The following is a 16,752-nucleotide window of genomic DNA, read 5'->3' on the forward strand; positions in this document are numbered from 1 at the left end:
TCGCTGCCGGCATCGGCTGTTGTGCTGGCGGTGGGCTGGGTGATGGCTGTTTCATCGTCTCCGTTCACAAAGCCTGCATAGCTGATGCTCAGGGCTGGGTTTTCCTCGCCATAGGTTTTGGACTTGTGATCGGCTGTGGCTGTCAAGGTGGCCTTTTCGATGGTCAGGGTTCCGTTGACTGTTGCCAGCGTGTAGTTGTCTGCTGAACCTCCGCTTAGGCTGATGGCGTAGGCACCTACATCACTGCTAGCATCGGCTGTTGTGCTGGCGATGGGTTGGGTGATGGCTGTTTCATCATCTCCGTTCACAAAGCCTGTGTAGCTGATGGTGAGGGCTGGATTTTCATCGCCATAGGTTTTGGACTTGTCATCGGCTGTAGCCGTTAAAGTGGCTTTTTCGATGATCAGGGTTCCGTTCACTGTTGAGAGTGAATAGTTATTGGCTGATCCGCCCGATAGTACGATATCATAAACCCCTACATTGCTTGTCTCATCTGCTGTTGTTGAAGCTGTTGGCTCGGTTGCAACAGCAGTTTCATCATCCCCATTAACAAAGCCTGCATAGGTTATGGTAAAGGCCGGGTTGGCTTCGCCATAAGTTTTGCTCTTGTCATCGGCCGTAGCGGTGAGGGTAGCTTTCTCGATGGTGAGTGTTCCGTTCACTGTTACCAGCGTGTAGTTGTCGGCTGCGCCTCCGTTCAGGGTGATGGCATAAGTACCCGCATCGCTGCTGGCATCGGCTGTTGTACTGGCGGTGGGTTGGGTGATGGCTGTTTCGTCATCCCCGTTCACAAAGCCTGCATAGCTGATGCTGAGGGCTGGGTTGGCTTCACCGTAGGTCTTACTCTTGTCTTCAGCTGTGGCTGTCAAAGTAGCCTTGTTCACGGTCAGCGAACCGTTATTGCCGATCAGTGAATAGTTGTCGGCCGAGCCTCCACTTAATGTGATATCGTAAGTACCCACTTCTGAGGTGGCATCGGCTGTTGTGCTGGCGGTGGGCTGGGTGATGGCTGTTTCATCGTCTCCGTTCACAAAACCTGTGTAGCTGATGCTCAGGGTTGGATTTTCCTCACCATAGGTTTTGGACTTATCATCGGCTGTGGCGGTGAGAGTGGCCTTGTTTACGGTCAATACCTGAGTAACGTCAGTGGCCGCTGAGTAGCTATCATTGCCTGCCTGTGAGGCGGTAATGGTGGTTTCTCCTGCTCCTACTATCCTTACTGTACTGCCACTTACGGTGGCTACATTGGTATTGGAACTGGTGTAGGTCACCGTAAGGTTCGAGCTGGCTGTGCCGGTCAGCTCAAAGTCTTCATCACCATAGGTCTTAGCTTCCAGTACATTGAATGTAATGCTTTGGGCAATTTTGCTCACAGGGCCTTGCAGGCTACTTTCCTGAGCTGTGCCGAACAATTGCCCATCGCTTGGGGTCACTTCGAAGCTGATGTATTTACCTACATGGTCACTCGTCAGCGCATAGGTGTTGCTGGTGGCCCCGTTGATGGCTGCCTTATTATTGCCATTTGCATCATCGGCCATATACCATTGGTAAGTTGAACCACTTTCCGGGTCATTGTCTCCATCACTGAAGGTGTAGGTACCGGTCAAGGTTTGGCCAACGATCAGATCACCGGTAATCTCTACATCGGTAACTGTGGGGGCTACATTCGGAATAACCGATGAGCCGGTGATTTCGAAGGTGAATGGGTTTTCATCTAAATCATTATTGGCAATGGTAACCGTAGCTGATTTGCTGCCTTCAGTTGATGGATCGAAGGTAACATCGAAATACGTGTAGTCTGCAGCATCGATGCTCGATGCTGGTTGAAGGGCCACAGTGAAGTCGGCTGCATCTGTTCCCGAAATGGTCACTTTTGGATCATTGGTCAGGTTCAACACTTTAGTGCCTTCATTCTTTATGGCAAAAGTCTTAGTAGCATCACCTGACTCAGGGTCTACTGTTCCAAAATCGGTAGTTTCTCCAGCAACTGTTATTTCAGTGCTTCCAGCACTTTTGGAGTCCTCTGCTTCAATAATAGTGAGATTACAGGTGCCGAAACAGGTAAGCGACAGGGCTACTGCCAGTGCATCTCCTGATCCAGATTCTACACCTGTAAAAGCAGCTCCTCCACCTTGTTTGTCAAAGGAACCAGAGCCCGATTTTTGCAGTGAATAATTTAAAGACTGATCTGCCGCTTTATACTCCAGTAGGAGAACATCTCCTACGGCATAACCACTTCCAAATGCACTTAAGGTACCATCTGAAAATTTCTCCCCTGTAGTACTTATATAGCCATATTCATTGGTTTGCTGCCCAATGTCGTGTGCTAGATCACCAAATATCTCTCCGTTGTCTTTTACCCGCACCAATCCCAAAGAAATACCCTTGGAACCTGGGAAAATTGTCAACGATTCAATCTGAATTTTCATACTATAATCATAAGCAGGGTCTATGATCATATTGGTAAGGAAAATTCTTGGCTGGAAATCGAATCCTGCCGTGGCCGTAGCACCACCTGAAACAAACTGGTAATCGATCTCGCAGTTTTCTCCACCTTCCAGTGCATCGCAGGTAACAGGCAAACAGTCCTGACAAATTTCAGAGTCCTCTATATTAGTATCGGTATTAATGAATACAAAACCATCAGTAGAACCGGAATGGTCTGGGTTACTCACCGCTATACTTCCTGAATTACCGGCACCGACCACTGCGGTCAATTCGGTATCTGAAACCACATTGAAGCTAGTGGCTGCCACTCCACCAAAAGTCACCCCGGTTACTCCGGTGAAGCCCGTACCTGTGAGGGTCATGGTTCCTCCTTCTATGCCACGGGCCTGGTTAAATGCAGTAATCACAGGGGTTCCATAGCTTGCCAGTTGCAGAGCAGACTCTACTGCCGATCCGGCATGATAGGCATCAGATGGAGTAACTTCAAATGAAATGTACTTATTGGCATCGGCAACGGTGAGGCTATATTGATTAGAGGTTGCTCCCGCAATGGCCACTTTGCCAGTACCTCCCGCATCGTCAGCACGATACCATTTAAAAGTACTTCCTACCTCGGCATCGTTCTCATCATCATTAAAGTCGTAAGTTCCGGTAATTACCTGACCTATTTCCAGTGTACCTGAAATAGCTACATTGGTTGCATTAGGTGCATTGTTGATGGGGCCTTGCAGGGAGCTTTCTACCGCCACCCCGGCATACTTGCCATCGTTCGGTGTCACTTCAAAACTGAGGAACTTGTTGGTATCATCTATGGTAGTGGTATAGGTTTGAGCGGTTGCTCCGGCAATGGCTGTCTTGCCTGTTCCTGAAGCATCTTCCGATCTGTACCATTTAAAGGTGGTGCCACTTTCTGCATCATTATCAGGGTCAGTATAATTGTAGGTTCCTGAAAGCATTTCACCCACCTGAAGTTCTCCACTGAATACCACATTGCTGGCTACCGCCAACTGGTTGAGCGTTATGGTTACTCCTGTTGCATCATCGGCCAGATGATTGGAAGCCAGGTCACTGATGTTACCAGTGGTAGCCTCGTAAGTGATCACGAGTTCCAGAATGGCGGTACTTAGGTCATCAAAGCTGAGTATGAGTTGGTTATCACCCGCTGTGCCGTCTGAAATGGACGTTACGCTATAACTCTTATTGTCTTCGGCAGCCACGGTAAAGTTGCTGTTAGCGGCACCTGCCACTTCTACCACTTCACTGAAAGTGAGGGTAATTTGTGTGTCAGAATCTTTTGTAGCGCTCACCAAGGTTGGTAATGTTGCATCGTAGGTCAGGCTCAATTGGGTGGCCGAATTATTGAAGTTACCGGCAGCATCTGCTGCAATACTATGGGCTACATCTACAGTTACTTCCCCGTCACCATCGGGCGTAATGGTAGCGGTATAAGTAGTACCTGAACCACTGAAGTTACTGGCCGAGCCATTGCCTACACTAATATCATCCACTGTGAATCCGGTCACTGCTTCATCAAAGGCGAAGGTAGCTGTAAAAGCAGCATTGATTGGGTCATTGGCCGAAGTAGTAATGGTCAATGAAGGCGAAACGATATCGTTGAAAATACTAAACTGCGTGGCCGAAGTGTTGCCATTGCCCGCAGCATCTGTGGCTACATCAGCAACTATATCTACTGTTACGTTTCCATGGTTATTACCATTAATGGTGGCCGTATAGGTTGTTCCCGAACCACTGAATGAACCCGAAGCAATGGTTCCATTGCTCAATTGAAGGTCTGATGCTTCAAAGCCTGTCACGCTTTCACTAAAGGTGATGGTCACATCAAACTGACCTAAGACAGGCCCCGTAGAGCTGCTGCTGATTGTGACTGTAGGAACAGCTGTATCCACTCTTACATCGGCCTGGCCAGTATAGGATCCATTCAGTGAGGCATTATTACCGGCAGCATCAGCAATCACTCCTCCATTTAGCTCTATATTCCCCACAGTAACTCCATTGCTATCAGAGTCCCCGGCCAAAGTGGTATACCTAAATGTTAGGGTGGTGGTACCCGAACCACTTAAATAAGTAGCTGTCTTGTTCTGGCCTCCCATGGCGATGTTGATTGAAGGAGTTCCTCCGGAAGTTTCAACCACCACTGCTTCATCAAATTCTACGGTAATATCCATGTTCTGATTAAGGCCATAAGTTTTGCCTACAATGGAACCGGAAACTCTTGATGGTGCCGTTTCATCATTCGTAATGCTGAGTTGTGTGGCAGCACTGTTGTTATTACCCGCTGCATCAATGGCCTTGTTGGCGGCAACATCTATAGTAACTGCACCATCGGCAGCCGGAGTTATGGTGGCCGTGTAAACGCTGGCACTCGAAGTTTGGAAGTTACTGGCTGCACCGTTACCGACAGTGATATCGCCCACTTCAAAACCGGTTACATCTTCAGAGAAAGTAAAAGTGGCTGTAAACGCTCCGCTTTGTGGGTTATTGGCATCACTTGAGATCGTTACGGTAGGAGTTGTTTCATCATTGGTTAAACTCAATTGCGTGGCAGCAGTATTGTTATTACCGACAGCATCGGACGCTTTATCTGCTGCTACATTTATCGTTACCTCTCCATCGGCTGCCGGTGTTATGGTGGCTGTATACACGCTGGCACTGGTGGTCTGGAAATTACTGGCAGCTCCATTACCAACTGTGATATCGTCAATCGCAAAGCCTGTTACGTCTTCAGAGAAGGTAAAGGTTGCGGTGAATGCTCCACTTTGAGGATTGGATGCATTACTGCTAATAGTGACCGTTGGAGAAATATTATCGGCTTGCACAGTATAGCTTTCCTCGGTGCCAGGCGCCAAGTCGAGTAAGGCTTCTCCATCGGTTTGAGTACCCTCAAAGATATCTATCTTAAGATCGAAGGCACTATGGCTTCCGGAGTTGTAGCCTGTAAAAATCACGTGGCCATCTGCATAATTACCACTAGTAGAAGAGGAAAATGCATGGCTACCGCTACCCGAAAAATTCGTCAAAACTATACTGTAGGTCTCGCCTTGAGTAAGCTGTGGTGGATCAGACAATTGTATGGTTTGTCCTGCCGCATCGGTACTGGCCGTGAATTCTACGGTTTCAGTTTTAAGTACAGTTGAACCTCCTGCGCTCTCATCACCACTGTGAATTTCCAGCGTTACCGTTCCTGCAAAACCGTGTTGTCCTGCTTCTGGAAACAAAGTAAAGGCCGTTAGGAAATTGTTGGTGGTGGCTGTAAAAGTCTGCCCTAATTTTGACTGGTTGAGATAATCATTCACCCCAGTCTGCTGAATGGTAGCGACTCCATTACTATAGCCAATTCCTGTAATATTGTTGGTGCCTGCTGTTCCATCGATACCTTTCACCTTCAGGCTCAATGTGCCATCCACATTATTCAAATTGTTAACCGTTACATCGTAAATGCTGGCATCTACTGCGTTTACCGAAGAGACCGCTCCACCTGCTGTTGAGCTGAGGGTAAAATCATCGGCACTGACATTGCGAACATTTTCGCTGAAAGTGACCCTGAAAACAGGTTCGGTACCGGCATTGACATTCGCAGTACCAGGTGTTTGCCTGGCTATGGACTGAACGGTAATTGCTGCTGGCACCTCATAAGCTGCACTTTCTACGGCATCTCCGGTATCAGTTCCATCCGAGGGGGTTACTTCGAAGCTAATGAACTTGCCACCATCGGCTAGAGTCAGGGTATAGGTGGTACCTGTTGCCCCAGCTATAGCTGCCTTATTGGTTCCGGATGCATCGTCTGCCCTATACCATTTAAAAGAAGACCCACTTTCGGTATCCGATTGAGGGTCGCTAAAATCATAGGTACCTGTCAATTGCTGACCTACGTTCAATGTCCCGGTAATGTCAACATTACTGGCTACCGGAGGATTAGAGATGGTGTATGTTTCATCAGTGGCAGGCAATGTGCTACCAAGTGCTTCACTCGGGCCAGAAGAAACAAAGAGTTTGAAATATAAATCTGCACTTGAAAGAGCGGATGCCTGATAAAGAATTCCGCCTGAATAACCAGCCCCTACCTGTGCCGAAAATCCTATACTGTTCGATGGAGCTCCCGGAATATTGACCCTCAGAGTATAGGTTGTTCCGGCCGTTACACTTGGTGGACTACTGAATGAATAGGTCACCTCAGTCTGTGCGGAAGTAATTTGTATGTTTTCAGTAGCTAACACTGTTCCTCCGTAACCTTCACCTGAGATTAGCTCTAATGTACCCGCTCCACTGTAACTATGACCTGAGCCTTTTTTTAATACCACATCTAACAAAAGACCAGAGTTATTGGGCCTGAAAGACTGACCAAAAACCGGTGAGTCCGTAATCTGGAGATCAGCCGTAGAGTTGGCGTCTAATTGGGATGGGATTTTAGCAATATTGTTGCTTCCTGATGCATCTACCCCTTTCAGGTCAAGATTGATAGTTCCGATAGAGTTAGTAATGCCCGTGACTTTTATATCATAAACGCTTGAAGAAACAGCTGTAACTGAAGACACTGTGCCATCTGCTGCGGCAGTTCCGCTCAAAACAAAATCATCAGTACTGACATAGCGCACATCGTCACTGAAGGTCACTCTGAAAGTCACTTCATCTTCGCTTGTGGTGGCATCCGATGGTGTTTGACGTACAATTGAGGACACTTTCACAATTTCGAAAACCGGACTACTCTCTACCGGAGTACCTGCCTCAGTACCATCATTAGGGGTTACCTCAAAGCTGATGTATTTACCATCGTCATCGGCTACCAGGGTATATGTTTGGGCCGTGGCTCCTGCAATGGCCACTTTTCCGGTTCCTGAGGCATCATCGGACCTGTACCATTTGAATGTGGAACCACTTTCCGCATCACTGTCATCATCGGCATAGGTATAATTGCCTGTTAGTTGCTCCCCTAAAGCGAAAGTACCAGAAATACTTACATTGCTGGCTGTGGGAGCAGCATTTGGGACTACCGGAGCTTCCAGCACTATATTATTGAATATAGCTCCTTCAATACCGGGGACGCCACCATCAAAAAAGCCAGCTGTTTTCTGTCGTATTCTTACTTCATCGACATTTTCAAAGATGCTTGAACTCAAGGTAATACCAGTATTTACGCTTGACTTTGAAATAGATACTTCTTCGCTTACTACCTGGCTTCCATCTAAAAATCCCAGTATTTCTATATTGGCAATGTAATCATAGGTTTCTTGTATATCCAGACTGGCCAATTTAAACTCTGTTCCATTGTCGGTAGCAAATACAAACCATTGTCCATTCGCGCCATCCCCGGCATTTGATACATAGCCTAAACCATCTACCGCAGCATTACCGGCAATAACACTTCCATGTGCAAAACCTCTATTGAGGCTTGAACTAATACCTGTTAATGAAGCAAAAACTGTTCCTGTACCATCATCCGTTATTTTAAGGGTGACATCACCAAAGTCGACCGTAGATTTTTGAACTACTCCGTCCGTATCGTAACCACCAGAAAACTCATCGGTTGGAAAACTTAGGGTATTGGGTACGAATGCATCAACATCACCTGCCAGCGTTGGTGCAGGAGCTGTACCATTAGTCTCTACAGCCCAGCCTTCATTGGGAGGCTTAGGGGAGTCCATGGGGTTGCTGTAAATGAGTTGGTTGCTACTGTTTAGTATCTCCCAAGATGACCCGTTTTTACGAATGAGATAGGCGGAAGATGTAATGGGGTTGTCATCACAATCGAAGCTTGAATAATATGTAGAGCTCCCTGAACTCTGATAGATAATATTCGCATTACTATCTCCACCATTATTAACAGATACCATATTTTCTTGAGCCAACAAAAGCCCATAAAACATTACCAAACAAAATAGAATCAAACCTATCCTCAACATTCTAATAATCATTAGGTTACATATTGAAATTCACAGCTACCAAAGCAGGTTACGCTTAGCAACAAATAAAGAGATTCTCCATTTTCTGGAGTCGTAATGGTAAAGGCGGGGCCACTCCCTTGTGGAACAAATGCAGGAGTGCCCGCTTTCTGAACAGCATAACTAAGTTTATTATTAGGTGCGTCATATTCAATCAATATGGTATCTCCCACGCCATAAGCAGCACCAAACGCGGTCAGCGCATTATTACTAAACTTTTCTCCTGTTGTAGATAAAAAGCCATACTCATTGACATTGGCACCAATGTCATGTGCCATGTCGCTAGGCAAAGTCCCTAAACCTATAGAGATTCCTTTAGACCCAGGGAATATGGTTAGGCCATCAATTCGAATTTTAATACTATATACCTGATTGGGATCATTTAACTCAGGTCCTATAAAAATTCTAGGTGTAAAGTCGAAACCAGCCTTTGCCACTAAGGTACCATCACTCCATCTTATTGCCGTTTGACATTGAGTTCCGGTATATAAGGAAACACAAGAACATACATCATCCGCTAGGCAAGTGCCTTTTCCATTACATGCATTTGCATCATCTGCGAGCGTACCAAAGCACCTTAAAGAATTACATTCAATATTAAGAGCCCTAACAAAAAACCTAAAAGGGCCATTGGAATCATTACTTTCAATAATCACTTCTGCAAAGGCCAATCCGAAACTGTGACTTGTATAATTGATCGTAAGATTAGCCGATTCATTAGGTGCCAAAGTTCCTTCAGCATTAGTGGTTATCTCAAAAAAGTTCCTGTCGTCATCGAGTCTAATTTCCGAAATCACCAGATCAGAATTACCGGTATTAGTAAGCACAAAGGTTCTTTCAATCTGATTTTCATTCACTGAAACCGTCTTATTGTAGGTAATACCGAAATCGGTAAAGTTGGCTTGGCTTACAGTTCTAGAACCAGATGCAATAGATGCATTATTTCCTGCCAACTCTAGCTGAGGCTGAAACTCTTCTGTAAATGGAATTAGGAATACCGTGAAAACAAGGAGTTTATGTAGGATTTTCTTTTGGTTGGAAGACATGGCTGGCCTTGATTTTATAACTCACAATTTGCTGATTGCTAAAAGCTCAGATAAAAAAATGTGCGTGAACAGCAGATTTTTGGGCGTGAATGTGGTTCATTGGTGGTTCACGGTTTATTGTTCAAAGTTTGAAAGCTGGAGCTGCGAGCGGGGAGCATGAAGACGCAAGCAAGAGGCTGGCGGGGTCAAGAGCCGTTACTGCACCGCCAATACAAGGGAGTTGTGTTCGAAGTTTAAGATTTAAGGCTTAAAATAAAGACTCGCATCAATTACCTGTCATTGGTCAGTCTACTAATTCAAGCTCGCATTCACCAAAACAAGTCAGGCTCAGCATTAAATGAAGAGATTTCCCTGGCCTGGCTATTAGCCCGGTAAATGCTTCTCCTTGTGGAAGAAACTCATGAGTACCAGCCTTTTTTACAGCAAAACTCAGCTTGTTTTGAGGAAGGTCATATATAATGAGCACAACATCTCCTTCACCGTAGCCAATGCCGTAATCACTATGTACTCCGTTACTATATAATCGCCCTGAAGATAGATAACCATACTCTCTGTCTATCTGACCAATATCATGAGCTAAATCTCCTGGCGGAGAAGAACCAACACCAATAGACACTTCAGTATCTTGGAACAAAGACAACTTATTTATGGCGACTTTAATTCGATAGACTTCATTCGGATCAGTTAGTTCTGGCCCTATTGTTATTCTCGGAGAAAAATCATGACCAGCCTGCACCAGCGTATTACCATCGTTCCAGCGTATTGGTGTTTGACAGTTTGTACCCGCATATAACGGAGCACAAGAGCACGTATTTTGGCCAATGCAAGTTCCAAAAGAATTACACACGGTTGGGTCACTAGGTAATTTTCCAAAACATTTGGTCGAATTACACTCTACATTTTTGGCTCTAATAAAGAATCGGAAAGATCCGTTGGGATCGTTACTTTCAATAACTACTTCTGCGAAAGCCAATCCAAATGCCCTACTATTAAAATTAATGACCAGCTCGGCCGATTCATTGGGAGATAGTGTTCCCACTGCGCTAGTTGTAATGTCAAAAAAGTTTTGTTCATCTTCCAGCCTTATTTCTGAAATTACAAGATTGCTGCTTCCACCATTGACGAGCACAAACGTCCTACTTAACTGCGTATAATCTACGGAGGCCGTTCTGTTGAATACAGTCCCAAAATCGGTATAGTTATCGGCACTAAAAGAGGAGTTGTTAGCCGCAATAGTCAGGAAGTTACCATAGACTTCTAACCGCCCATCCACTTTGGTTTCAACCAATGGAATCAGCAGGGTTATTAAAAACAGTAGTTTTGGAAGGTGTGTTCTTCTACTGATACGCATAATGTTTTAAAATTTATTGTTTAATAAAAATGCCCAAGTGTTGTTGGGCGTATTCAGAATTGTGCGCGAGTGGCAGATTTTTGGGCGTGAATGTGGTTCATTGGTGGTTCATGGTCTATTGAAAGCTGGAGCGGGAAGACGGAAGACGGAAGCATGGAGTTGGGAGCTGGGAGCGGGCTGCTGATAAGCAAGACCAATTGCAGCGAAGAGCCTCCAATAAAGTTGATGTGGAATGTGTGGGGCTAGGGGTGGAATGAGACGGAAGCGAGAAGACAGAAGACAGAAGACGGAAGACGGGACTATGAAGCTGGAAGCCAGGAGTTGGAAGCCAGGAGCCGGAAACAACCAGCAGTCACCAATAGTTGGAAAATGAAAACTCCAGAGATACGATTCCTCTCAAAACGGAGACAAATTCTCAATAGCCTAAATGGCTCCTAAGCTTTATTTTTAAACATCACTTGAAGACCTAATTCGACCGAGAAAAGCACCCCACAAGTTCTACATCTGGAGATTCAAAAAGCTGTCGCGGAGTAATAATGGTTTCTTCAATTGGTGTGCGCTTGATCTCCGGAACTGACCCCGGAAGCTGTATTTCAGGTTGAACGGAACTTGCCATGAGTTGATCATCCAAAATAAGCTCGGGAGATTCAGTTAATGGCTCTACATGAATGGGATAACCAGCATTTTTTAAACACATAGCTACCAAGGTAGAACAGGCAATCATATCTTTTTGGTGCCCTTCACTGTATTCGTTAATGAGTAAAGTAATCGCCACAATGACCGACTCAGCAATAAACCTATTTGGAATTTTATCCAGAATAATCTTTCGGATTTCTCCATCCTTATAACGCATGGAGCAAATCACTGCCAACATCCAGGCTGTTGAATAGGAATATTTAATTGAACCATCATAGTAAAAATCGCTAATGGCTTTGTTGATTGTGTCAGTATCCAAATCACCTTTCCTTCGGTATACATAGAGTTTAGCCACCGAGTCTGCATTCAATGTCGATTCCAAAGTAGCTGCACCTATGCCATGACTTCCGGCCTGAACAACACAATCCATCACTTTTGGAAAGGTATTCTTGCCAAAATTAATATCTACATGCCCCCAAATAGCTGCATGATATATATTTCTGTAATTCTGCCCTTCTTTACCAGGATCAAACCAAGGAATAAGGTAAACCAGCAAATAGAATGCGGCTTTCTCTGCACCGTCCTCCTCCCAGGTTTTGAAAAATTTATCTAAACTAAAGTCGAAATTCTCAAAAATGAGAATGTCCCCTATTTGTAAATCACTTTTACTCATTGGTTGCATAGCATATTGATTTATAGTGGCCTAATTCATTGCAATAATCTTATCAAGCAGCCCGTCATCCGAAACAAAATCTAAAATAATCGTACCTACTCTCTTTTTTCCCCATTCAGGCAAACGCTCTTTTAGCCGATTGTTCATCCCTCCTTTGCCAATAGCAGTGGCCCTGGGGTTATTTAAATCTGGGGCACCTGGAGAGGTACCACTGGTAAAATTCCAGTACCAAACATTAGTACTCCCTTTGGCTGCCTCATTCAACAGTTTTTCAATATTATTCCATTTTTCATCATATCCATTGAAATACGCCACTTTGTAACAATCCTGAACCCTAATCTTGTTAGGTGCCGTTTCTGAAGGAGCATCATCATTCAACGAAAAGATGCTATCCCCTTTCCATCCATAGTAGGCTGGTATACCCAATTTACCCTCGAACCTACGAACAAGCACAATCTTGCCCCTAACTTCTTGCAGATTGGGGATAGTGTCTGCCACGTACCAACGGTTACCTGCCCCATGCATGTAGTGTTCAAGAGTGACTTCAAAACTGCGCGTGTTGCCTTCATCTTTACAGGCATCGATTTCCCAAAATTTAGGATCGTCCTTACACTCTCTTTTAACCCCCATTACAATGGTCTCACTCGGATTTTCTACCAGGAAATCTATACACTGCTGCACAACATCTCCGAAATTGATCTTTTGATATACAGATCCATGATGTATGGTGAACACATTGTTGAGATGTCTGCATCGGATATCCAGAAACCTCACGCCCAAAATGAGCTGAGCAGCTATCGACAACTCCTGGCATTGGGTCATAAAACCTCCGAAAAGAGCACATGAGTCATGGGTGCCGGGCATATTAATTTCCGACAATTTCCTGCTTCCGTTAATCCTGGACATCCAATTGGCGTTTGGGAAGCTAGCTATTGCAACAGTTTGATGCTCCTTACAAGCACCAGCCAATTTCACTCCGTTAAATGAATAATTAATAGCTAGGTGTTTGGTATGACCAGGGCTCGGGTCGCCAAACAACTTATTGGAAGCTGCTATCCTTGTCTCACCCTTATCAACCAACTGTTGAACCTTTTCAGTTACCACCAAAGCTGCATTTTTTGTCCCGTAAGCGGCCGATATAATTTTCACTTTGCTCATATCTGTGATTGAAAGGTGTCAGGAAAAATTTACACGTTGACCTTCTTTACAGGCCACCGCTTTCGTTTGTCCGTTGACCGTATAAACAGCTCCAAAATGTTTACTGTGACCTGGGCAGGGGTCATTAAACATATGGTTATCAACTTCCAAACTATCCCCAGAACGGGTAATCAGCTTTTGAACCTTTGAGGTTACATCAAAGGTTTTGGTAGCTTCGCCATAGGCACCATAGCAAGCACCAATTATACTAATTGAATTCATATTGTGTGTGTTTACTGCTTTGCACAGTTTAAAATTGAAAAACACCCGGATACTGAATGGTTAAAGGTGCACCAACTCGCTAGAAATGTGCGCCAACTACTTGATTATGTGCGCCAAAAAGGTCGAAGGGAGGGCAAAACCACATTAGAGAGTTTGCAAGCGGTGTATCAGGTTGTCTTTGTAGGATTTACCCAAGGGCACCTCTTCTCCATTTATTGCAATGGTAAACTGAGAAAGGTCTATATCTTCTACCTTTTTAATGTTTACGATGTGGGAACGATGGGTTTGTACAAACTCTTGAGGATTAAGCTTATCGGCCAACTCTTTGAGTGACTGACGAATGACAAACTTCTTGTTTTCTGTATGTAGTATGCAATACTTGTCTTCTACCGAAACCCATAGTATGTCTGTAATCATAAGTTTAACCAGCTTATTTCTCTCTTTTACAAAAAAGAAGTCTTTTGCCAACACCACATGCCTGTTGTCTTCAAAGACATCTTCTTCGTGAGAAGTGGTATAAGCTCTAAGGGTAGCCAATTCCATACTTCTTTCGAGCTGCACCGGGTCAAAAGGCTTAATAAGGTAAGCGCTGGGCACGGTTTCTTTGGCCTTATTGAAGGTATCTTTATCGTCATAGGAAGTAATAAAAATAACCGGGGTGGGTCTCTCGGCCTGAAAAATTCGAGCTAAGTCTATCCCCGACATCTCTCCTTCAATATTTATATCTAACAAAACCAGATCCGGCTGCTTGCTCCTAAAAAATTTGAGCGCTTTCTGACCTTCTTCTGCAATGCCAATGGTCTGATACCCCAACTCATCCACAAACATCTCGAGAGTGTCGGCATAATTGGGTTCATCTTCTACGATGAGTATATTCATTTTTACTTGGTATAAGGCCTGGGATTAAAACTAAGGTTATTTTTCATAGTCACAAGTCATTTCACTCGGTTTAGGCCAGTCTTCTATGAATTGCGGCCGGCATTACCGGAAAGGTCAAGACCACTCTGGTCCCCGAGCCTTCTTTACTTTCTATTTTTACTGAACCTTTATTCAGATGCATAAATTCAACACAAAGCTTTAGTCCCAGGCCAAAACCTTTCTCTCCTTTAGTTCCCAGTTGGCTGGATGACTCCCCTCTCAATACCCGATCCATTTGATGTGAAGGCATTCCCAACCCATTGTCAGAGACCATGATATCTACCTTATTTAAAGTAGTCGCGCTTGAAAATACCACCTTGCCTCTTTCCGGGCTAAACTTAATGGCATTGCTAAGCACATTGCGTAAAACGGTGCAAGAGGTGTTTACGTCCACATAGACATTTACATCCTCTACCTCATTGACAACATCTATTGATTTGCTTTGAGCCAGTGATTGGAAAAGAGCTATATTTTCATCGATTAGCTGTTTAATGCTGACCTGCCCAGGAGTATACGGAATACCATCCGTTTGTGACGCTGCCCAGCTAAGCAGGTTATTGAGTAAGTGATTTAACTGGTCTATGGACTGATCAATTTTACCACCTATTTCGAGCAGTTTTTCCTGCTTATCTTTTTTTATAAAATACTCCAACTTACGGCCAATACCTTGCAGGGCTACCATAGGACTTCTAAGGTCGTGAGCAATTATAGAAAAGAACTTATCTTTTGTTTTGTTAAGGGACTCCAACTCTGCCTTTTGGCTTTTGGCCAATTGATAAGCTGCTGTGAGCTCATTCTTGCGTTTTCTTAGCAAGAGAAACATGGAAGAAATTAGCAAAACCATGGCTACTAAAACCAACGAAGCAAGCGTAATTCGCCAGTTTCGTTGCTTTTCCGATATTAAAGCCCTGTTGGTTTCTGCTATAATCTTTTCTTTTTCCAGCGCGTCAAATTTGGCTTGTTGCTCCAATAGCTGATAGTCTTTTTGCTTTTTAAGTAAGTTGCGCTCTAGAATATTCTGCTGGGTTTGGGCGTTCAGGGCTTGTTCAAAATCACCAATACGTTTGTAGTAATCAACGGCCAATTCATAGGCAAGCATTTCTGTTTCGGGCATTGGGTATTCCTGCACTATAGCTAGAACTCTCAGCAACTGATCTTCAGCTAAATTTACGTTGCCCTTAGCCAATTCTAACCTATGCTTTAACAAGGTCCCTTGAGCCTGTGCCTCCAAAAACATTTGTTCTGAAGCCATTTCCAAACCTCTTTCCAATGCCTTCTCTCCATCGTTTAACAACCCTTGGGTAATAAAACAATCGGCTAATTGAATCCACAAAGAAGTTTGATCGTATTCTAATCCTAGTTTGCCAATTAGTTCAAGAGACTTTTCCGTGTAGAGCTTTGCCTTAGATGACTGTCCGCTTTTATTATAACTCCTACCAAGGTTACTGAACGCAAAAGCAAGCCGCAACTCATTACCTAATTTCAGGCATAGGGCAATTTCTTCCTGATAGAAAGTTTCTGCCCTATCATAGTCTCCAATATCCCGGTATCCTCCCGCCAAACTATGAAGCGATTGAAGCTCCTTTTCTTTGTCATTAATGGCTCTTGAAAGGTTCAGAGCCGTTAAATGATTTTGGATTACTCGGTCATGAGCATTTATTCTATTATAAACTGATGCTTCTTTATTCAGGCTTGACCAAATTCTGGCTGAATCGCCAATACTTTCTGAATAAATTTGAGCCTTCTCAAAATGATAAATGGCCGAATCCGGACTCACAAAATTGATGAAGTAGTCACCAAGGGAGAGATGCACATCTGCCAGGTTTTCAAGGCCAAAATCGAGGCTATTCCTTTGGGCCAATAGCTTCTCTAGCTTACGCGCAACCTGCCCGGCCTTTTCTGGCTCAAAAAATTCTGAGTGTACCTGAAGTTGCAACCGGTAAAGAGCTATTCGCTGGTTTTGAGAAAGCGGCAAGCTTCGAATTTCCGACTCCAACGAATCTAAAAGAGACCTTGCATTTGCCGGATTGAGCAGTATTAATGAAGGAGCATATTCTGTAGCAAAACTAAGTCTTTTGACACCTCTAGCTTCCAAAGCATACCGACTCCAAAACTCCTCCCAACCGGCAGTGGTAGAAGACTGTTGTGCGATACAATTTTTGCAACAGACTATGATGAACACACCAAACACCCATTGCCTCAATACTTTGCAGACATATTGATTATTTAAATTATCGAAAACCCGCACAACTAGTAACTCCAAATCAAAGATAAGCATTATGGCAATACTTGGTCTTCAACACA

The 16,752-nt window shown here is 44.3% G+C and carries 8 protein-coding genes; all 8 read right to left on the reverse strand.

Annotated elements, in window-relative coordinates; translation table 11 throughout:
* A partial coding sequence (locus IE164_RS00005) for an MBG domain-containing protein (protein ID WP_189628132.1) occupies positions 1-8,297 on the reverse strand: 8,297 nt, incomplete at its 3' end.
* 80 nt (positions 8,298-8,377) lie between these two features.
* The gene (locus tag IE164_RS00010) at positions 8,378-9,451 is read right to left on the reverse strand and encodes an Ig-like domain-containing protein (protein WP_189628133.1); all 1,074 of its coding nucleotides are present in this window, start codon (positions 9,449-9,451) and stop codon (positions 8,378-8,380) included.
* A gap of 283 nt (positions 9,452-9,734) precedes the next feature.
* Positions 9,735-10,802 (reverse strand): Ig-like domain-containing protein, encoded by a 1,068-nt coding sequence (locus tag IE164_RS00015; protein ID WP_189628134.1) that lies wholly within the window; start codon positions 10,800-10,802, stop codon positions 9,735-9,737.
* A 466-nt stretch (positions 10,803-11,268) separates the two neighbouring features.
* Complete coding sequence (locus IE164_RS00020) at positions 11,269-12,111, reverse strand: hypothetical protein (RefSeq protein WP_189628135.1); 843 nt, start codon at positions 12,109-12,111, stop codon at positions 11,269-11,271.
* A gap of 30 nt (positions 12,112-12,141) precedes the next feature.
* Positions 12,142-13,269: a phosphatidylinositol-specific phospholipase C domain-containing protein gene (locus IE164_RS00025; RefSeq protein WP_189628136.1), complete on the reverse strand. Its 1,128-nt coding sequence runs from the start codon at positions 13,267-13,269 to the stop codon at positions 12,142-12,144.
* Positions 13,270-13,287: 18 nt separating this feature from the next.
* Entirely contained in the window at positions 13,288-13,530 is a 243-nt protein-coding gene (locus IE164_RS00030; RefSeq protein WP_189628137.1) for a hypothetical protein, read from the reverse strand.
* Between the two features lie 144 nt (positions 13,531-13,674).
* Positions 13,675-14,409, reverse strand: coding sequence for a LytR/AlgR family response regulator transcription factor (locus IE164_RS00035; RefSeq protein ID WP_189628138.1), 735 nt, complete (start codon positions 14,407-14,409; stop codon positions 13,675-13,677).
* Positions 14,410-14,479: 70 nt separating this feature from the next.
* Complete coding sequence (locus IE164_RS00040) at positions 14,480-16,726, reverse strand: tetratricopeptide repeat-containing sensor histidine kinase (RefSeq protein WP_189628139.1); 2,247 nt, start codon at positions 16,724-16,726, stop codon at positions 14,480-14,482.
* Positions 16,727-16,752: the final 26 nt, after the last annotated feature.

Source organism: Roseivirga thermotolerans, assembly GCF_014653175.1.
Classification (GTDB): domain Bacteria; phylum Bacteroidota; class Bacteroidia; order Cytophagales; family Cyclobacteriaceae; genus Roseivirga; species Roseivirga thermotolerans.